This is a genomic window from Nostoc sp. C117 (genome assembly GCF_043099735.1).
Classification (GTDB): Bacteria; Cyanobacteriota; Cyanobacteriia; order Cyanobacteriales; family Nostocaceae; genus Nostoc.
The window spans coordinates 6,100,594-6,118,898 of the sequence record NZ_CP170991.1 but is presented as its reverse complement, the minus strand read 5'-3'; the positions used below and the strand labels follow the sequence as shown (position 1 = coordinate 6,118,898).

8 protein-coding genes, 1 tRNA gene and 2 pseudogenes are annotated in these 18,305 nt (G+C 40.6%); 2 read left to right on the top strand and 9 right to left on the bottom strand.

Annotation, left to right across the window (positions count from 1 at the left end):
* The first annotated feature begins 47 nt into the window (after positions 1-47).
* Positions 48-990: pseudogene (locus tag ACFG4S_RS26245) on the top strand (ADP-ribosylglycohydrolase family protein).
* Positions 991-1,127: 137 nt separating this feature from the next.
* On the opposite strand, the gene ACFG4S_RS26240 reads toward ACFG4S_RS26245, so the two are convergent.
* From ACFG4S_RS26240 to ACFG4S_RS26230, 3 genes are all read right to left on the bottom strand, one after another.
* A complete protein-coding gene (locus tag ACFG4S_RS26240) occupies positions 1,128-2,144 on the bottom strand; it encodes a transposase (RefSeq protein WP_392531864.1) in 1,017 nt (338 codons plus the stop codon).
* Between the two features lie 21 nt (positions 2,145-2,165).
* On the bottom strand, positions 2,166-3,017 hold the full coding sequence (locus ACFG4S_RS26235) for a hypothetical protein (RefSeq protein WP_392531863.1): 852 nt from the start codon (positions 3,015-3,017) through the stop codon (positions 2,166-2,168).
* Positions 3,018-3,157: 140 nt separating this feature from the next.
* The gene (locus ACFG4S_RS26230) at positions 3,158-3,811 is read right to left on the bottom strand and encodes an Npun_F0813 family protein (RefSeq protein ID WP_392531862.1); all 654 of its coding nucleotides are present in this window, start codon (positions 3,809-3,811) and stop codon (positions 3,158-3,160) included.
* 358 nt (positions 3,812-4,169) lie between these two features.
* Between ACFG4S_RS26230 and ACFG4S_RS26225 the strand changes: the two genes are divergently transcribed.
* Positions 4,170-4,242: transfer RNA gene (locus ACFG4S_RS26225), tRNA-Arg, on the top strand.
* 53 nt (positions 4,243-4,295) lie between these two features.
* Here the strand turns inward: ACFG4S_RS26225 and ACFG4S_RS26220 are convergent.
* From ACFG4S_RS26220 to ACFG4S_RS26195, 6 genes and pseudogenes are all read right to left on the bottom strand, one after another.
* Positions 4,296-6,146, bottom strand: a complete 1,851-nt coding sequence (locus ACFG4S_RS26220) for a hypothetical protein (RefSeq protein WP_392531861.1) — start codon at positions 6,144-6,146, stop codon at positions 4,296-4,298.
* Positions 6,085-8,583 (bottom strand): annotated as a pseudogene (locus ACFG4S_RS26215) (DEAD/DEAH box helicase). Before ACFG4S_RS26215 ends, ACFG4S_RS26220 begins: the two are co-directional and overlap by 62 nt.
* Positions 8,584-8,676: 93 nt before the next feature.
* Positions 8,677-9,588: an IS982 family transposase gene (locus ACFG4S_RS26210; protein WP_392530720.1), complete on the bottom strand. Its 912-nt coding sequence runs from the start codon at positions 9,586-9,588 to the stop codon at positions 8,677-8,679.
* Positions 9,589-9,948: 360 nt separating this feature from the next.
* The gene (locus tag ACFG4S_RS26205; protein WP_392531860.1) at positions 9,949-12,774 is read right to left on the bottom strand and encodes a calcium-binding protein; all 2,826 of its coding nucleotides are present in this window, start codon (positions 12,772-12,774) and stop codon (positions 9,949-9,951) included.
* Positions 12,775-13,059: 285 nt separating this feature from the next.
* The gene (locus ACFG4S_RS26200; RefSeq protein ID WP_392531859.1) at positions 13,060-13,275 is read right to left on the bottom strand and encodes a hypothetical protein; all 216 of its coding nucleotides are present in this window, start codon (positions 13,273-13,275) and stop codon (positions 13,060-13,062) included.
* Positions 13,276-13,781: 506 nt separating this feature from the next.
* The gene (locus ACFG4S_RS26195; protein WP_392536083.1) at positions 13,782-18,260 is read right to left on the bottom strand and encodes a translation initiation factor IF-2 N-terminal domain-containing protein; all 4,479 of its coding nucleotides are present in this window, start codon (positions 18,258-18,260) and stop codon (positions 13,782-13,784) included.
* Positions 18,261-18,305 lie beyond the last annotated feature (45 nt).

Below are 18,305 nucleotides of genomic sequence, written 5' to 3'. Positions count from 1 at the left end.
TTTGGCAAGTAAAATCAGTTGTAGAAAAGTTTCATGCTGGTTGAACCATGCTAACCACTGCAAAAACGTTGTCTGGTTTTATGGGTTTATGTGTCGGTGATGCATTGGGTGTGCCAGTGGAGTTTACTAGCCGTGCCGAACGCATAAAATCTCCAGTCACATCGATGTTGGGTTATGGAACTTGGGATGTTCCTGCTGGTACATGGTCAGATGACAGTTCGCTAACCTTTTGCTTGGCAGAATGTCTTTGTGAGGGATTTTCACTGGATGCTATAGCCAATTCTTTCTGGCGCTGGTATCACGAAAGTTACTGGACAGCTCAAGGCGAAGTATTTGACATCGGTAACACTACATTTTTAGCAATTGTGAATTGGAAACAGGGAGCTTCACCTTTAAAAGCAGGTGGTAACAGTGAAAATAGTAATGGCAATGGTTCGTTGATGAGAATCTTGCCGATGGCTTATTGTCACAGAAGCTTAACTTTAAATGAATTGATTGCACGGGTGCATCAAGTTTCTTGCATTACTCACGCTCATCTCCGTTCCCAAATGGCTTGCGGCATTTATATTAGTATTGCAGTGTCCTTACTCGAAGGGGCTGACCCCCAAACAGCTTATCTACAAGGATTACAAGATATCCAAACAATATATTCTGTGGAAGAATTTTTGTTAGAGAAGCCCCATTTCGGCAGAGTTTTCAGTGGTGACATTGCCAATTTACCAGTAGATAGAGATTAATTCTGGTGGCTATGTGATTGATACTTTGGAGTCATCCCTGTGGTGTTTGTTAAACAGCTCGTCTTATTCTGAGGCAGTACTCAAAGCTGTGAACTTAGGCAAAGATACAGATACTACCGCCGCCGTCACCGGTGGCTTAGCGGGAATTTATTACGGGGTGGAAAATATTCCTCGACAATGGATGAACCAAATCGCTCGTAGACAGGACATTATCTACTTGGCAGAACGTTTTGCTAAGGCTGTGTATATTTGAAAAGAGTGGGGATGAGGGGGATAAGGGAGACAAGGGGACAAGCAGATAAACAAAACTCTTAACTCAGCACGGGCTAAACCTTAGCTATCCGCTAACAGCACTCATCACTCCTAATGCCCCATACCCCATATCCAATGTTAAACCGTAGACAAAGAGTAGACTTGACCATCAATTAACAATCGTGTGATGCCCTTGGCTTGAAGATGAGTACGAGCCTTATGAAGCATTTTACTATCGGGAACTTTAATCACGCGATCGCGTTTGGTAGAAAAACGCTTGGCGACGCGATGATTATCAAACACCGGTAGAGTTCTTTGCTGGGTTTCGAGGTTAGGAATTTGCCCCAAGTCACCAAAATCCTTCAGAGGCCGCGTGATTAATTCTGATGAACGGTCAATCACCAAATAACAAGTTTTCGGCAAATGAGCTGCCGATAATGGTAAAACTTGAACTGATACTTCACCTGGTCTGCGCTTTGTAACTAAAGGCCTTAGCTCATCAAATTCATCTTCCTCGAAGTCTTCTTCTTCCTCAAAGTCATCATCTTCTAAATCGTCATCTTCTAAATCGTCCAAATCTTCCGATTCGTCTAGCAGGTCTTCTCCCAGCATGTGCGCTATGACAGTCGCTCCTGGATGTTCATCCTTGAGCGGTGGGATGGGGATGCTGACTATTTCTAGCGGTCTTTGCTCTGGAGTGTCTAATTTCTCTGCTACTCGTAGTTTCGGTTTTTCGGAGGCTGAGGGGCGTCGGCGCACTCGTCTACTAGCGGCGATTGACTCCGCTGTATCCTCTGAGTCAAGTTCCTCCTCGACCTCTACCTCAACATTAATTATACGACGCGGCTGTGGCTCAACCTTTGGAGTTGGCAAAGGTTGGCTGTCGATAATGGGTGGAAGTTCGATTTCTGGTTCTGGTTGAATCAGCAGGGGTAACTGCTCATAGCTTACCTGTGCCCTACCCTCAGGAGTTCTAGCAGCCCGCTTTAAAGAGACTAAGTATTCATACTCATCTTCTGGTAAGGTGCTTTTGAGTAGGCGACTAATTGTCGAGTTACTCACACCATAGCGGTCTGCCAAAGTTGAGGTTGTTTCGGCACTTTCTCGATATAACTTTAGAATTTCTTGCTTGTCAGAGTCTGTTAATTTTCTCACGGTAGATACCAAAAATCTTTGCTAAGCTCGTTTTCGTGTGCTGGTACGCCGCGTTCGTCTCAGTGATGCGTCATATTCTAGGGCAGCGCCCATACCAAATAACACTCCACTAAACACCCAAAACACTTCTAAGATTTCTCCACTTTCATAATTTGGACCTTGGGCGTATTTAAACCACATATCTGCAATGTAGAGCGAAAAGGCCGCTGCGGCAATCATTCGCCAAGACTGGGAAACTCTTCCTCCCCAAAAGGCTAACAGCAGAGTGGTAGCAATAATTAACAGAAACACATCGCTAACTACGTAAAACCAATTCAAAATAGCGACTAACAGTTCTGAGGGTTTTTCCTGTTGCATAGAAATCCACCATGCCAACAAACTACCGAACACACCAATTGCTAATACAATTAGCCACTGCCATTTTTCCAGATTGATTCGCCTGGAAGCCACAGCTAAAATCATGCCTGTGCCAAGTAACAGATAAGTCAATACAAAAAATATATCCCCTAGAGACACATCTGGGTCTTTTTTTAAAACTATTTCGGTATACCCGAAAATTATCCCTCCCACGAAATAAGAAAGCATACCTAAGCCAATAGAGAGCCAAACATTCCGACCACTGACGATTTGCGGACTAAGCCAGTTCCTCAAGCATAAGATACTGGCACTTAAATAAGCTATGGCTTCAAAAATATTTGTGCCAATCACATACCACTCGGCTCGGCTTTCTACGCCATCTGTTGCCGGAAGTTTGGCACTAAACAACAAAAAGTATAACAGTGCCAGTACTGCCCAGGCAATATTAGCCAAGACAATGTTCTGAGTGGTAAAAACGGATTTAGAAAGCAAGGAATTGTCGTAAGAGTTATTCATAGGGCTTGACTATGTAGATGCAGTCTGGCAGTATTTTGAGTTAGATGATTGTATGCCTAGCAGTGTGTCTGCCAAGCAATGCACAATCGGACACCAAAAGCAAGTACCGACAGTGGGAACTTTTTTAAAAAATTTCCACACTACTGCCATAGTTTACCCAGTGCTGATTGATTTAGCCAACTGAGAAATAGCGATCGCTCCGCTTCTGGCATATCTTCTAATTTATAAATCACTTGTTTGGTAAAATTGGCGTTGCCAAAATATGTCTTTCCTAGTCGATGCAATTCTTGCAAAAGGATGACTACGTGATTTTCTTGCCAAGTAGGCAGTTTGACCGTCTCAGAAGATAGCAAAGATTTAACTGTTTCTACAGGGGATGCTTGGGCAAATTGCTTTTGCTGGAATACTTCCGCAATATCTTTTTGAAATAATGCAGCTTGGCGAGCGCCCAAAAATTCTTCGATGTCAATATAAACACCCTGTAACAGCAAAATACTGCCTTGGATTAAAATCTCCGTTTTGCCATGATTACCACCTGTGTCATTACCCAACTGTTCTAAACGGATTTTCCCCCAAACGCTGAAGCGTTCCGGTTCTTCCAACAAGACACAGGCTTTACCCCGGTTATCCGTTAATTCTCTCCATAAGGCTCTAGCTTCTTCTTCTTGACTAGCTTTAAAAACACTAATCAAGCGAAAAGTCTGCCCTTGATAATCTAGGATCGGCACCTGCTGATCCCGTTTTGGGTGCTGAATGCTTGATATTTCAACATCCTGCCGTTTGAGAATAAACATGGCACTAGCAAATAACTCCTCACAGGGGCACTCTTAATATGGAATATATAATGGCATTTGGCAGCATCGCCAAGGCTGAAATTACCTAGCGTACTTTAAAAATGGGTTTAGTGAGCGATCGCTAAATACTTCATTAGAGTAAGCCGCCCACAAGGACTCAGGCTAGGGTAAATAACCCCTTGACAACACAATATATCTAACCAATACCCCATGTGCTTCGTTTTTAGTGTACATTGAATAACTAGCGACTTGGATCTTAGCCTTGCTAGTAGCAAATCTGCAATTTTCTATTGCTTCTTAATAGGGCAAAACGATATAATAGTCCAGATGACTCCTTTGGGAGCCAGTGTTTTATTTTGGGCGCGTAGCTCAGTGGATAGAGCAATTGCCTTCTAAGCAATCGGTCGCAGGTTCGAACCCTGCCGCGCTCGTTTGAAATATATATAGTACAGATGTACGTCTGTACTATATATGGATTTATGTATTACAAGATAAAATTCTTAGGTGAATCACTTTCTTGAGCAATATTGAGACGGAGAAACTGCGCCCAGACTTCATCACTAAGTAAGTTTAAAGCCGTTTGAGGATTATTATTGGCGATCGCGCTGATAACTTTACGAGATCCCTGCTGTAATGACTCAACAAAAACGTCTTCAATCGAAACCTGATTCAGCAAGGAAAGTGCTGTTTGAAAACTGACTGAATCAGGTTGTATATTCTTCGACCTTAACCCCTGAAGTGCTACATTCAACCACACAGACAGAATTTCTAGCCAGTTGTTTTGCTGTATTTCTTTAAGTGCAACGTCTTCCATACCTAGCGCACCCCACAAACATAAACACTCTACAGCCAGTTTAAAATCACGTTTTTTCAGAGCATTTTGCCATAATTTTTGAGCGTGGTTTTGGAAGCGATGAGCGAGAAATTCATAAGCTTCCTTAACTTGATCGGGAATTGTAACTTTATAAACTGATTCACCTCGTGGTAGGTAATCACCGCGATAAGATAGCCAGTTATGAGAGCCACAAAGATGGGTTTTTTTATCGACTATTACTTCTTTAACATGGGAATCTCCCAACCAAAAAACCTGTACAGATGGTAAACCATCAGGTGTTTTTATTGCTCGAAGTTTTTCTTTTAGTTCTAGTGACATTAATTTCTCTTCATCTTCTTCTCGCCGTGCAATTCCATATCCAATTAAAATTCCAACTCCGCGATTAGCTAATTTCTGCAACAGAGTTAAAAATTTTTCATTGACAACTGCTTGATTCACCCAAGGAGAATAAATCAGAACTTGACTTTTAGCTGAGTTTAAAACTTCTATAAAAGCTTGATTAATTTGTCCATCGCGTAACTGTATCGCTTCACCTGCTACTGTAGAATTGCCTACTTTTGTCGCAGTTTCTAGCGCCTTCTTGCGAATATTTTCGAGTCTAGCTTCTATTTCAGTATTTTTCTGTTTGAGAATGACTTCACGCTCAAAATTGATGGTTTCAGTTGACAATTTGCATAATCTTTGCAAAGAAATTTTACCTTCAGCGTGTAGTACTTCTAACCAATTTGATGCTGACTCTAAAATTTGCTTTCCATTTCTGATTTGAATGCTCAACTTATCTTCCAGTGTATCGAAGATCGCGAAAAGCGATATCTTTCTCCAAAATTTTTGAGCCGAAGCTAATACCTTATAGGAAGTGACGATTTTTCCTTCTTCTGGGAGATGAAGCGCTAAACCTGAAGTCTGAATACTTTTTTGGATTTCCTCAAGCGGTAAAGAAGAAATATCAGCAAGTATATGATCAATACTTATAAAATCTGCCAAGTCAGGCAAATTTATCGTAGTCTCATTTAAAGATTCCGATTGAAAGGTTATCTTGTCGCTTAAAGGGTCTGTAATAGCATTAATTTGTAGAGGATATGGCGACTGTGGTACAGACCCTTTTTCATAAAATAAACGCCCTTCAGAAGTAACTGTTAGTGGCGATGTTGCTGATAGAGTTTGTAATGAGCGAAGAGTTGTAGTAGTAGTTTTGATAAAGACAGAATCAAGCCCAAGTACAGAGGCTAATTCATCTTCTGTTGGCGGAGGTTGAAATTCAATAGCAGCGCGGATAATAAATTCTTCGAGTATATTAAACTGGCGAGGTTCTTTGATATTTACTTCTACAGGAGTTTGACGCAAACTATAACGAAATTCACGCGCTGCTAAAACTGACAAACTAGGACTTTGCGCTTCAATTTCGTCTACAATTTTTTTGAGATTGTCATCAATAGGTTTAGCAGAAGAGCCGAGAAACATCAATGAAACCTCCATGTAGACGCACGATGTTTGAAACATTGGAGTACATACTCCCAATTTGTCCACGCTGCTGAGTGAATAGCGAATGACAACCCACAATTACTAGTAGTTCTTGAGCGCGGGAAAAAGCAACGTTAACTCGTTCTGGCTTCTTGGCAAACCCCACATCTCCTTTACTATTATTGCGAACCATGCTTACAATTACAACAGGCCGTTCCATACCTTGAAATCGGTCTACTGTACCAGTAGTGATTTGCAGCGATGGGAAAAGTTCGGATTGCAAGCGTTCATCAATTTTTCGGAGTTGAGCGCCATAAAAAGTAATCACGGCGATTTCTTTTTTTGGTTGACCATTGGCAACTCTAGAAGCCCAAGTACTCTCAAATTGCTGACAGAGGCTTTGAATCGCATCAATTTCCAGAATATTAAAGAATGAAGTTCCTTTATATTCCTCTTTAAACTCATTTACTCCAGGAATTTTGACCCATATAAGATGGTTGTCTGGTTGAATTATTTCACATCCTAAATTATGTGAGCGTTCAGTGTCAGGCTTTAAAATACCACATTCTAGTTTACCTTCGTAAAACTGATTGATTGCGCCCATAATTATCGGGTGCATTCGATATTGAATATTTAGCATTTGTTTGATGCTTTCATCAGCCGTTTCAAACTGAATTTTAAATAGTGATTCTTGCAATAATTGTAGTTCTGTATTTGTGCTGCCAATCTCTTGAGAAACTTCCTCTAAAGTCTTCGTGTCGAGCATGGGTGGTAATTGTCGATGATCGCCTACCATAACCAACTTTTTGCCTTTCAGCGCGGGGATTAATAACTCTGGTGGAGTACACTTACTAACCTCATCAATGATGACGACATCAAAGGATTTGAATTCTTGTGAAAAATTGTAATTTGCGGCTTGAACGCAAGTGATACCAACGACATTGGCATTATCTAGATAGATGCGCCTTAAATCTGTGCGATCGCACTCGTTTGAGCTTCTTAATTTTCCTATCCAATCTTGAACAAAGTACTGATATCGATTGAGATAAATTTCTTCAGTTTGGATCTGCTGTTGCCAATTTTCAAATTTATCCTTGATAGTGCGTAAAAAGTCCAGATTAAACAAGTCTATAGAATTAACTTCAGGCTTCAATTTATCAGGAATAGAGCAAAAGTATCGATTAACGAAATCAAAGTATTAAGCTGTTTTGTCCGATTTTCCCAGTTGCGTATTTTTGCTATGACTTGTGGTGTTTCAGTCAAAATATTTGAGGAATTACTAAGATATTCTTGCACTAAAATTCTTAATTCATTAGGCAAGTATGGAAAAGATGAAAGTTCTTGCAAGAGTGCGATCGCTCTTTTAAATTTGAAGTCAGATTCACTGCGAGAAGTTTCTAACTGCTCTTGATTAGCAGATATTTTTTGCTGCTTATTAGCCGCCAACCTCATCTGTTCATTTAATTGAACCTCAAGCTGGTTTTGCTCTATTTACCCGTTCCCAGAAGTTTTCCACAGTCAAGGAATTTTCATCACAACCGTCAAGAGTAGCCGAGGTTACGTCAATCTCAAAAGTAATTCGTCTTCCAAAGCTATTGTGAGTGAAAAAAGGCACACAAAACTGGCGTGCTTTAGCGATTGTTTCCTCAATCTGTAAAAATACTTCCCAAATTCGCAGATGATCTTCTGTAGGCAAATGGTCGCCGCATATAGGCATAGCTGCCATCCGTGCCAATGCCGTTGGCGGAATATCGATACGAGACTGATGATTATTAGGCAGCAGTCGTAAACGATAAGGTACAGCATAGCCATCAGCATTTCCCTCTGAAAGTTGTAGCAACCTAGCAGATAGTACCTTTAAACCGCCCCTTCCATCTTGTTGTACAATTGCTCTAAATCCTAGTGTTTTTCCTAGCTTCTCAAGTCTTGCAGGTAATTGAAAATCATCCTGATCTGTTGCTATGGTTAAATCCCAAATTTCTTCTCCAGGATTTTGCCCCGCGCCCTTGCGGCGTACATAGACTAGGTGAGGCTCTTGACCCAGTAAATCAAATATTAACTCGTTAGCACGTTCTCGTCGCTGCCAAGGTTCACGATACAATTCAAGGGATACTTGACTTTCAAAATTGCTGATTAAACTATTAATTGCCGAACAACCTAAGAAGACATAGCCCCATTTTTCTGAATCTGTTTTCATCTCTAAGCAACTTGCTTGGAAAGAGGTAGTAACGGATAGTTCTGGCGTTTGAGAGGGACGATTTGTTAAGATTTTGGGTTGATCAATTTCCAAAGTTTGTTGTTTATGAAGGGCAGCTTTTTTAGCAGCCAAACGGATTCGTCCTGCATCAAATTCTGAAATATTGCTACTATCGCTTTTGACTAAAATCTTGAGTTGGTCGCAAATTGCTAGTAACTCTTTATTATCCAAATTCAATTCTTTTGATAGCTCATAGATCCTGACTTGGGCGTTGTTCATGCACTGCTTGCCTTTGTCAACAAAGTTTTCCTTCTCAGTATTCCCAAATACTGAGAAGGAAAAACATCTTAAAATTACGTGAGTTCGACAGAGCTAAAAAAGGGCAGGAGGTAGAGCAAGTAAGCCTTTTGGGTAAATGTCAATAGAAGGTTTTTTAGGCAAATAAGTATAAGCAGCTAAACCAGCCATTAAATTAACCAAAAAGTTAAATGGACTACGATGGCGAGAATGTTCGATTTGACATATATTTTTTAGATGGTCATTGACGGACTCAATCACAGCGCGTTTGCGTAACAGAATCTTATCAATCAGTTTTACCAAACGGTTTTTCATTTTCTTCTTAGATTTTGTGACTAACTGCAATCCGCGCTCATATAACTCCTCAAATAATTTTTGAGAGATGTATCCTCTGTCACCAAAAAGTTTACCAATTAAGTCACGAGTCATTTCTGGAACTGGTTTTCGGTCATCTACATTCGCCGGAGTTAATGAAAATGCAAGTAATTCTCCGCAATCATTAATAATCAAATGAAGTTTAAATCCAAAGTGCCAACCTACAGAATTTTTACCCCATTCTACTAAGCCTTTAAATACCTTATGAGAATGGGCTCGACAGTTATGACAAACATTAATCGGAGTGGAATCAATAAAGCTAATCCCTGTAATTTCTCCTGTACGTGTATGTAAAAAGCAACATAATAACATTAAGCACCAAGGCATCAATTCCACAAACCGAGTGTAGCTGACCAAATTCGGAAATGCTTGATGCCAACTTTGAAGCACATGCAGAGTGTAGAATTCCTTGAAAGTCTTATATCCACTGCCATGAAATGCAATGACTATTGTCATTACCTCTGATAAACACATCCTCGATTTACTGCGACGCTCTCCAGAAGTAGACGGTAATTGTGGTATTTGCTGCCATAGATTTTCCCATTGGTTACAGAAATCATCTACATCCCAGAATATTTGAGTGATATCGAGCCGAGATACAATGGTAGACATAGCCGAGACCTTGATTTTTCTTAGATATTTTTAGTCTCGGCATTTTTTTGTCACTTTTTCACAGATTCTCAATCAATCGTAGCGATCGCCTGAACAATACCCAATTGTGCAAATCTATATATGGCAAGCTTTTTTGGCTTTTTCTAACCGTCGAACTCACGTTAAAATTCTGCTGCTTTACTTATTTGGGGTAGTATTACCCAGCAAAAATAAATTTCCCGACATTTTAAAGATGTCGGGAATCTAAGCCTTTTAATTTTCACCAACCAAATAGGTCTGCACTGTCAATACTACACAGTGACTCAAAACTGAAATTTCATTTGGTAATGGCTACTTGAAGATTACAGACACAGTTGGCGGTTAGATAACCACAATATTGGTGTTGCTCAGGGCAGGATTGCCGGATAATGTGGCAATCTGTAATGGTGCAGATCCGCCTAAGCTGCCATCGGCATCAAAGAAGAAAGCTCCATTCGTTGTATTGTAAATGAACCGCTGAGTTGTGGTGTTTGCTGTGGTAATGCCCGCACCGGAACGAAAATAGTTTGAGGCTAAAGTACCTGCGACTAATCCTCCACCAAAGCCGACAGCAGATACCTGAATTCTGTCGCCACCAGAGCCACTGAAGCCATTAATCGTATCCAGGCGATCGCTAGCAGCTGTAAATCGATAAGTATCTGCTCCATCACCTCCGGTTAGCGTATCATTTCCGGCACCACCAACTAGTAGGTCATTACCAGTACCACCAACTAGTATGTCATTGCCAGCACCGCCAGTCAGCGTGTCATTGCCCCCAGCTCCATTAAAGTTATCGTTACCACTACCACCAGTGATGGAGTTGTTCCCAGCATCGCCAGTGAAGGTTCGTCCGAGATCGTTGAGCGTTAGACGGTATTCTCCCGTAGCCCCTGAACCAGCGACATCGCCAATACCCGTTACAGGGCTGTAATTGGAATTCGGGCTGAGGGACACGCCAGCGTAGTATGTACCTGCTTGAGTAAATGTATAAGCCAAGTAGGAGAACTGACTAGAGGCTTCACCCGGTGCAGCTCCATCATTGTTAGCTGCGAGTTGTGTGCCGCTTGAGTTAAATACTCTCAGGTAGGTGTTGAGGTTTGACCCATTGCGAGAATCCACATCGAACCCGACCTGTTGCCCAGCAGAAACTGTAAACTTAACGAGATCGACATCAGTTTGTGGATTCAAGGAATAGTCAACGAACTGACCTAGCGTCTTTGTACTACCTGAAGAACTGTCAACTTCAGCGATCGTGTCATCATTATCCTGACTCGGACTGACAAACTTTGAGGTCAGGGTGTAGTTTGTAGAACCGTTAATGCCCTGGACTTGCACAAAATACTGGCCAGCCCCAAGTACTCGTGAGAGAGTTTCTGTTGGCGAATTCAAGACGTTAGATGTAGCTAAGATATCACCTGCATCGATCGCATTGTTATTGTTGACATCCTCGATCAGTGAAAGCGATAAATCTTCACCGCTAACGCCTGTGGTGTTCAACGTGACTTCGTAGGTACTTGACAAACTAAAGCGATAGAAGTCGTTGACATCGCTGGAGGCATCGAAGGATTGTTCGATGTAATCCTGGAAAGTTTGGTTCGCTGGCGTCGCCCCACTAATCGCTGCTAGTGAACGGGCTGTACTTAAGGTATTTCCGGCATAGTCTGACACCAGTCGGAAGTTGTAGGCGGCTTGTTCGCCAGTACCACCTGTATGGAGAAAGTATGTTCCTGCTGCCAGGTTGGCGGTTAGGGAACCAATACTAAACGGCGTAATGGTTTCACCAGGGTCGAGCCGCTGGTTATTGTTCAAGTCTTGGACAATTGACAGAGATGGATTCTGAGTAGCTCTAGAGTAGTAGGAGTTATTAAATGCTGAAGCCGAGAGTTTGCCCGCAGCGGTCATTGTGAACTTGAAGAAATCAGAGAAATCCCCCGCACTCAATCCAAACCCATCAGCCAAATTAAAAGGCGTCTCCCCAATCAAAGCACCAAGGGAACGTGCCTTTGACATGTTGTTATACGGCTGTGGATCGCTGGGAACAGCATCGAAGTCGGAATCGAGATCGAGCTGATAGCTAGTATAAGCTCCGTTTGGTACGACCTGAATGTAATAAGTACCTGCCCCTAAGGTGGTTGAGAGCTGATCGTCTCCTGGGTTCGACGATGAAAGGAAGACTTCTCCTGCTGAAATAAACCCGTCGTTGTTTGTGTCACGGGCGAGGCGTAAATTGGCATCGAAGGTTGGGCTTGGGAAGGCAGAAGTATCGATATCTAAACGCAAATCGATAGGTGAGGTCTTATCTAAGGTGAATTTGTAGAGATCGTTAGCATCTTCATAAGTTGGTAGCCCAAATGAACCTCCTACCATGTCGTACAAGCGACGACTGCTGCCGCTAACGTTACCTAAGTCTCGTGCTGTGCCAGTAACGTCACCCGCGTAATCGGTGACGATGCGAATGGTGTAAGGGTCAGAGCCAGAAGTCTGAGTGTACTTGACGTAGTAAGTGCCAGCAGGGGCAGAGTAGCGATCGACATTAAGACCATTGCCCACCGTACCAGAGACATTCTGTAGTACGTTGCCATTGGAGTCGAGCAATTGCATAGTGGCCTGTAGCCCACCAGTATAGGTGAAGTCCTTCATCCGCAGACTGATGGTGCCAGGGGCTTCCATCGTGAACTTCATCACATCGACGTTATCCCGATAGTCGAGATAGTCTTGCCAGTTAATGCTGTTATAGTAACTAGGCTTACTACTCGTTTGACCCCAACTAGTGCCGATATCTCTGGCTGTGGCTAGAGTTGACCCGGCATAGTCGTTGTATAGGTACAGCGCATAGTTTGTAGGAACTCCTGAATAGGAGTGTACTCGAACGTAGTAATATTGATTCGCCTGTAGCGAAGCATTTATCGTCTCACTCAGGTTACCGCCCAGGGTACTACTAGCGATTAGGTTTTTGTTTTGGTCGTAGAGGTAGAGATCGGCGTCGGCCGATAAGCCATCCAAAGGGGCGTAGAGGGTCGATGGCCCATACAATGTATAGAACTGGTAGTAATCGTCAGGGTCGCTTGAACTGACTGAATCGTTAAGGATTACATTCTGCTCAAGGAAAAAGTTTGAGTCTGGAGCAATGTTTGTCGCGGTGTCAAAAGTATTGTTAGGTTCTGTCATAGAAAGAATTTTTAACTAAAGTATAGAGACAAAAAGAAACGAAAATATCCACAGATAATTCGTTAAAGCTTTCTAAGCTTCTTGAGGAATTTTAAGGTAATGCAATTCTCAGACTTTTTTGTTCTAGAAAAGATTAAGTTTTAATAATCTTTGCAAATAGCATATAGGCTTTATGAAACCGTTTGCTCATAAGCGTAAAATACATCTGAAAAACTGACCTCTAACTCCTCTCCGAACTGACGGAGAGGAGGATGAAGTTAAACTATAATCTCAGCTTAAGAAGCGCTATACGTCCTCCAAAGATGGTGGTGATTCAGAAGAACTAGCGCTAATTTCTGGTGTTGAAAGTTCATCACCTCCAATTCCTTCCCATGAATAATTGCAGATTTTAGTCCGTAGTAATGTACCAAACATCAGGTTAATTGCTAGGGCGAAGAAATCGATAAAAATAAAATTCACAAAGCGATCGATCATTAGACCCCCTTGAGCTAAATTAAGCATCAAGTGATATTTGCTCTTTTACTACACATTGCACAATCTCTTTTCCAGAAATATATGCTTTATCAATATTTTTTATGTCTAATTACCAGACCTAAATTATGTACTCTATCAACTTTAAATCCAGTGCCAGTAAAGGTTGTAGGTAATTAGTATAAAATCATAATCAGTTATTTTTTAGAGATTCTCTCATATCATGTCTGATTGAATACTTTCTATTTAAGCTTATGCGGAGACACTGAGATTTTTTTTGACAATTGATTAAGTAGATATGATATTTAGGAGTGCTGTTAGCGGTAAGCAAGGTGGTTTGATGTAACCAGAGAAAAACTAAAACAGGGTTCCCAAGCCTCTCACACGGTGGGGGAGAGGGGTAAAAAGCCGTACTACAAAAGGAGAAATCAAGAGTTATGTATTTTTATTTTTTCGGATGAAAATCTCTGGGAGTACTGTTAATGCTAAGGAAGCGTTTAGACTGTGCTAAATTTTTGAGATTTTCATCAATAGGTTTAGCTGAAGAGGCGAGAAACATCAACGAAACCTTCATGAAGACTTACAATATTTGAAACTTCTGAATACATACTTCCGACTTTACCTGATTGATGGGTAAATAAATTATGACAACCCACAATTATCAGCAGTTCTTGAGCGCGGGAAAATGCAACATTTACTCGTTCTGGCTTCTTAGCAAATCCCACATCTCCTTTACTATTGTTGCGAACCATACTGACAATGACAATAGGTCTTTCCATACCTTGAAATCTATCTACAGTACCAGTACGAATTTCTAGGGAAGGAAAAAGTTCAGATTGCAGACGTTCATCAATTTTTCTTAATTGAGCGCCATAAAATGTAATTACGGCAATTTCTTTTTTGGATTCACCATTAGCAACTTTAGAAGCCCAAGTATTCTCAAACTGCTGACAGAGACGTTCAATCGCATCAATTTCGGGAATATTAAAGTAAGAAGTTCCATTTCGTTGCTCTAAAAACTGATTTTCTATAGGCGTTTTTACCCAAAGAAGATGCTGAGATTCTTGGATGATTTCATCTGCTAAATGATGTGCGCGTTTTGTATCAGGTTCCAAAATGCCAGATTCTAATTTACCGTCATAAAACTGATTGATTGCTCCCATAATAAATGGATGCATTCGATATTGTGTAGTTAGCATTTGTTTGATACTTTCATCAGCAGATTCAAACTGACTTTTAAATAGTGATTCTTCTAAGAATTGTAGTTCGTCTCTTGTATTGCCTATTGTTTGAGCAACTTCTTCTAAAGTGCTAGTATCAAGCATGGGTGGTAATTGGCGATGATCGCCTACCATAACTAGCTTTTTGCCTTTCAAAGCTGGGATTAGTAACTCTGGTGGAGTACACTTGCTAACCTCATCAATGATGACGACATCAAAGGATTTGAATTCTTCCGAAAAACCTCTATTTGCAGCCTGAACGCAGGTGATACCAACGACGTTGGCGTTATCTAAATATATGCGCCTTAAATCGTCGCGATCGCGCTCATTTGGGCGTCTTAATTTTTCTATCCAATCTTGTACAAAATTCTGATATCTATTGAGATAAGTTTCGTCTTTTTGGAGTTGCTGTTGCCAAGATTCAAACTGACTATTAATAGTGCGTAAAAACTCTAAATTAAACAAGTCACCATTAGAATTATCCACCTTCAAATTATCAGGTATTGTTTGCCATTCTTTCACCCACCAGTTTCTTTCTCTTATTAAAATTTCTGATGGCTGCGGTTGTGACTTCTCTTGTATTTCACGGAAATTAGTTTGTAATTTTTGTAGATACTGTAGAGAAGTTTTACTTTCTTCTTGTAGCTTTGATAAATGCTCATTTAGAGAATGTTTAATTATCTCCAGTACAGTAAAAGGTTCTAATGATGAGATTAAGGTTTCTAGCTGACTAATGGAATTTCCCCAATAATTCACTTGATTGGCAAATTCTTGAGGATACTCCCAAATATTTGATTGTGTTGCAAGATATTTTTCAACTAGAATGCGTAGTTGAGGAGGTATATTTTCTTGATTAAGTTCTTGCAAGATATTAATAACTTGTCCAAGTTGGAAATTAGCATCTTGTTGTGCTTTTTCTACCTCAGCTTGAGTAATAGATATTTGCTGTTGGCTAACTTGATTTTTCTGATGTTCTTTTAATTGTCGTTGCAAATGCTGAAGCTGTTGTTCTGTTTCCGTTTTGACTTTTAAAACGCATTGACGCGCATTTACAAGAATAGTATCTAGCAATTCCTGTGTAATTTGGGTGAGAGTAGAGTCGATATTATTCCACTCCCATGATGCACCATAACTCCGCTGCATTCTAATTAAAAAAACCTGGGTATTCTCAACTAGTAATTTTCGCTGTTTGGGGTTGAGTAGCTGATAATTGCTAAACTGTTTATAGGTTTCTTGCCATTGAGTGCGATCGCTCTTTGATAGCACCATTGGAATCTGACTAAAATTTTCCTGTAAAAAATAGCTAAAATTATGCTGTTTACCCCGCCTGTCAGTAAAACCTCCGTCTATTTCATAAGCGATCGCCTTTGCCAATACTTCCCACTCTGGTAGGTTAATTTTATATATTTTTGGTACTATTGTTAACTTTAATGTATTAGCAAACATTAATAAACCTAGTGGTAAATCCACTAAATTCTCTGTGAGTGGTAAACCAGATTGATGGCATTCTTTCAAAGTTTGATAAAGATGAGAAGGTGCTGTAGATTTCCATTCCTTAACTGCTGAGATAATATAATCAATTTCTCGTTGGCGATTTTCCCAAATCTGGATTGTTTGCTGTAAGTTTTGCAGCTTGGTAATATATTGCTGATAATCTGGTTGTAGTTGATTTAATGAAGCAAAATTTTGTTTGACAATCTGCACCAACGCTGCAACTTTTGAAATAGCTTCACTTGCATCTTGAGCAGAAGTCAACGCAGTTTTAAATTCAGCAATTTCTGTCGCTACAGTTTTACGTAACCAAGCTGCTAAACCAAAAGCGCCAAGCGCCGGACGCACAAAACCAAGTTCATTAGTATATTTGATAGTTTGACGAACATTTGTTAAAAATTCTTCTACTAAACTGTTACCTTCTGTGTATGGCTTAAGAAGTGGCAAAAAATCTATGACTTCTGGAGCTTCCCAGTTTACATTTTGTGTAGTATCTAATATCTTTTCGAGTCCAACAATGAGGGATTTAACCTCTTTCTCTTTTTCTAAGGTTTCGTTGTAATAATTTTCTTGATTTTTAAAATTTACTTCTATTTTTAGCTTATTTTTATGGAATTTATTTTGTTGCTGATTAAATTCTTCCTCCGCTTTGAAGTAAGCTGTAAATCTTGGTGCTGATGCCAATAATTGACTGAAAACTTTGATATTTTCGAGGCGTTGACTCAGATTATTTTCGCAGTCATTGGCTGTATTTTCTAGCCATCTGCCAATCACTTGGTCTTCTAAAAATGGCTGTCCTTCTTCCCCAACTTTCTCGGCTCTACCTTTGCGTACAGCTCGAATCACTGGATTATGAACTAATCGACTTAGGGCGTTATCTACTGCCAAATTGGCTTGAGAAGCAATTAAGGTGCGTCCACCGCGAAGGGCAATTTGATAGCAAATCTCCGCAATTACGGTAGTTTTACCAGTACCCGGTGGCCCTTGAATAAGTACAAGATCTTTCGCAGCAAGTGCCTTTTCTACTGCTGCTTTTTGACCAGGATTAGCAGAGGATAACAATAAATCTTGCGGTTGAATTTCAACAGTTGTTTTGATTTGTCTAGCCTGAGAAGCGTCGAATAAAAAGCTACCCAAATAAGGATTTTGGGTGTAACCATTATTCAAATCATCTAAAGCTTTTTTCTTACGCTGAATCTGCTGAATATCACCAACTGCCTCAAAACACAAAAATCCTGTATCTGGCAACTTATAACGCTCTGCTGCCATAAATTCAGCTAAGTCACGGTCTAATCTGAGGCTGATAATACAACGATTGGGATCAACTTCTTCAACAGTCCCTAATTGACGACCGCTAATCCAATTTTTGCCGACTGGAGCAGTTTCAAAAAGCTTTAAATCTTCGTTTTTTGTGCGTCTTGCTCGTTCCCAAAAGTTTTCAACATTGAGAGAATTTTGATAAAATCCGTCAAGGGTGGCTGAGGCTACATCAATTTCAAAACTGATTCGTCTTTTGAAGTTATAGTTGTGACTTATATAACGGACGCAAAACTGACGCGCTTTCGCAATTTTTTCTTCAATTTGCAAAAACGCTTTCCAAGCTTTTAGCTGTTCTTCTGTAGGCACATGATCGCCACAAACTGGCGCGGCTGCAATGCGTTTTAATGTTGCGCTGGGAATGTCGAGATGATGCTGATGATTAGATAGCAAACGCAAGCGACAAGGTATAGCATAGCTATCGGCGTGTCCCCGTGAGGGTTGTAACAACTGAGCCGAAAGTATTTTTAAACCGCCACGTCCATCTTTAGGTACAGCGGCTCTAAATCCTAATGTTTTTTTGAGCTTTTCAAGTCTTGCAGGTAACGGAAACTCATCGGAGTCTGTTGCTATTGTCAAATCCCAAATTTCCTCTCTTGCTTCTTTCCCTGCACCTTTACGACGTACATAAAATAGAGAAGGCTTTTTTCCGACACATTCAGACATTAACTCATTGGCGCGATCGCGCCGTTCCCTAAATTCAGGATATGATTTCAGGGCGCTTTCACCTTCCAGGTGGCGGATAAAGCTATCAATTGCTGAAGCTATAAACATATAGCTCCAATCTTCAGAGTTAGTTTTAGTTTTCGAGGATTTTGCTGTTAGTTTATTTGCCACTAAACGAATACGTTCTGCGTCGGGTTCGGAGATGGCGCTGGTATGGCTTTTAACTGCAATTTTCAGCTTTTCGCAAATTGCTAATAGCTTTTTGCTATCCAAATTTAATTCTTTTGCTAGTTCGTAAATTCTAAGTTTGCCGTTGTTCATCCGGTACTGCCTTTGCACCAAAGTTTTTCTATTTAGGAAAATAAA

What these genes read in the sequence shown, in the direction of transcription:
- ACFG4S_RS26235 (WP_392531863.1), bottom strand. Translation starts at nt 3,017, where the DNA reads ATGAATAACTCTTACGACAATTCCTTGCTTTCTAAATCCGTTTTTACC.
- ACFG4S_RS26230 (WP_392531862.1), bottom strand. Translation starts at nt 3,811, where the DNA reads ATGTTTATTCTCAAACGGCAGGATGTTGAAATATCAAGCATTCAGCAC.
- ACFG4S_RS26220 (WP_392531861.1), bottom strand. Translation starts at nt 6,146, where the DNA reads ATGTTTCAAACATCGTGCGTCTACATGGAGGTTTCATTGATGTTTCTC.
- ACFG4S_RS26210 (WP_392530720.1), bottom strand. Translation starts at nt 9,588, where the DNA reads ATGTCTACCATTGTATCTCGGCTCGATATCACTCAAATATTCTGGGAT.
- ACFG4S_RS26205 (WP_392531860.1), bottom strand. Translation starts at nt 12,774, where the DNA reads ATGACAGAACCTAACAATACTTTTGACACCGCGACAAACATTGCTCCA.
- ACFG4S_RS26200 (WP_392531859.1), bottom strand. Translation starts at nt 13,275, where the DNA reads ATGCTTAATTTAGCTCAAGGGGGTCTAATGATCGATCGCTTTGTGAAT.
- ACFG4S_RS26195 (WP_392536083.1), bottom strand. Translation starts at nt 18,260, where the DNA reads ATGAACAACGGCAAACTTAGAATTTACGAACTAGCAAAAGAATTAAAT.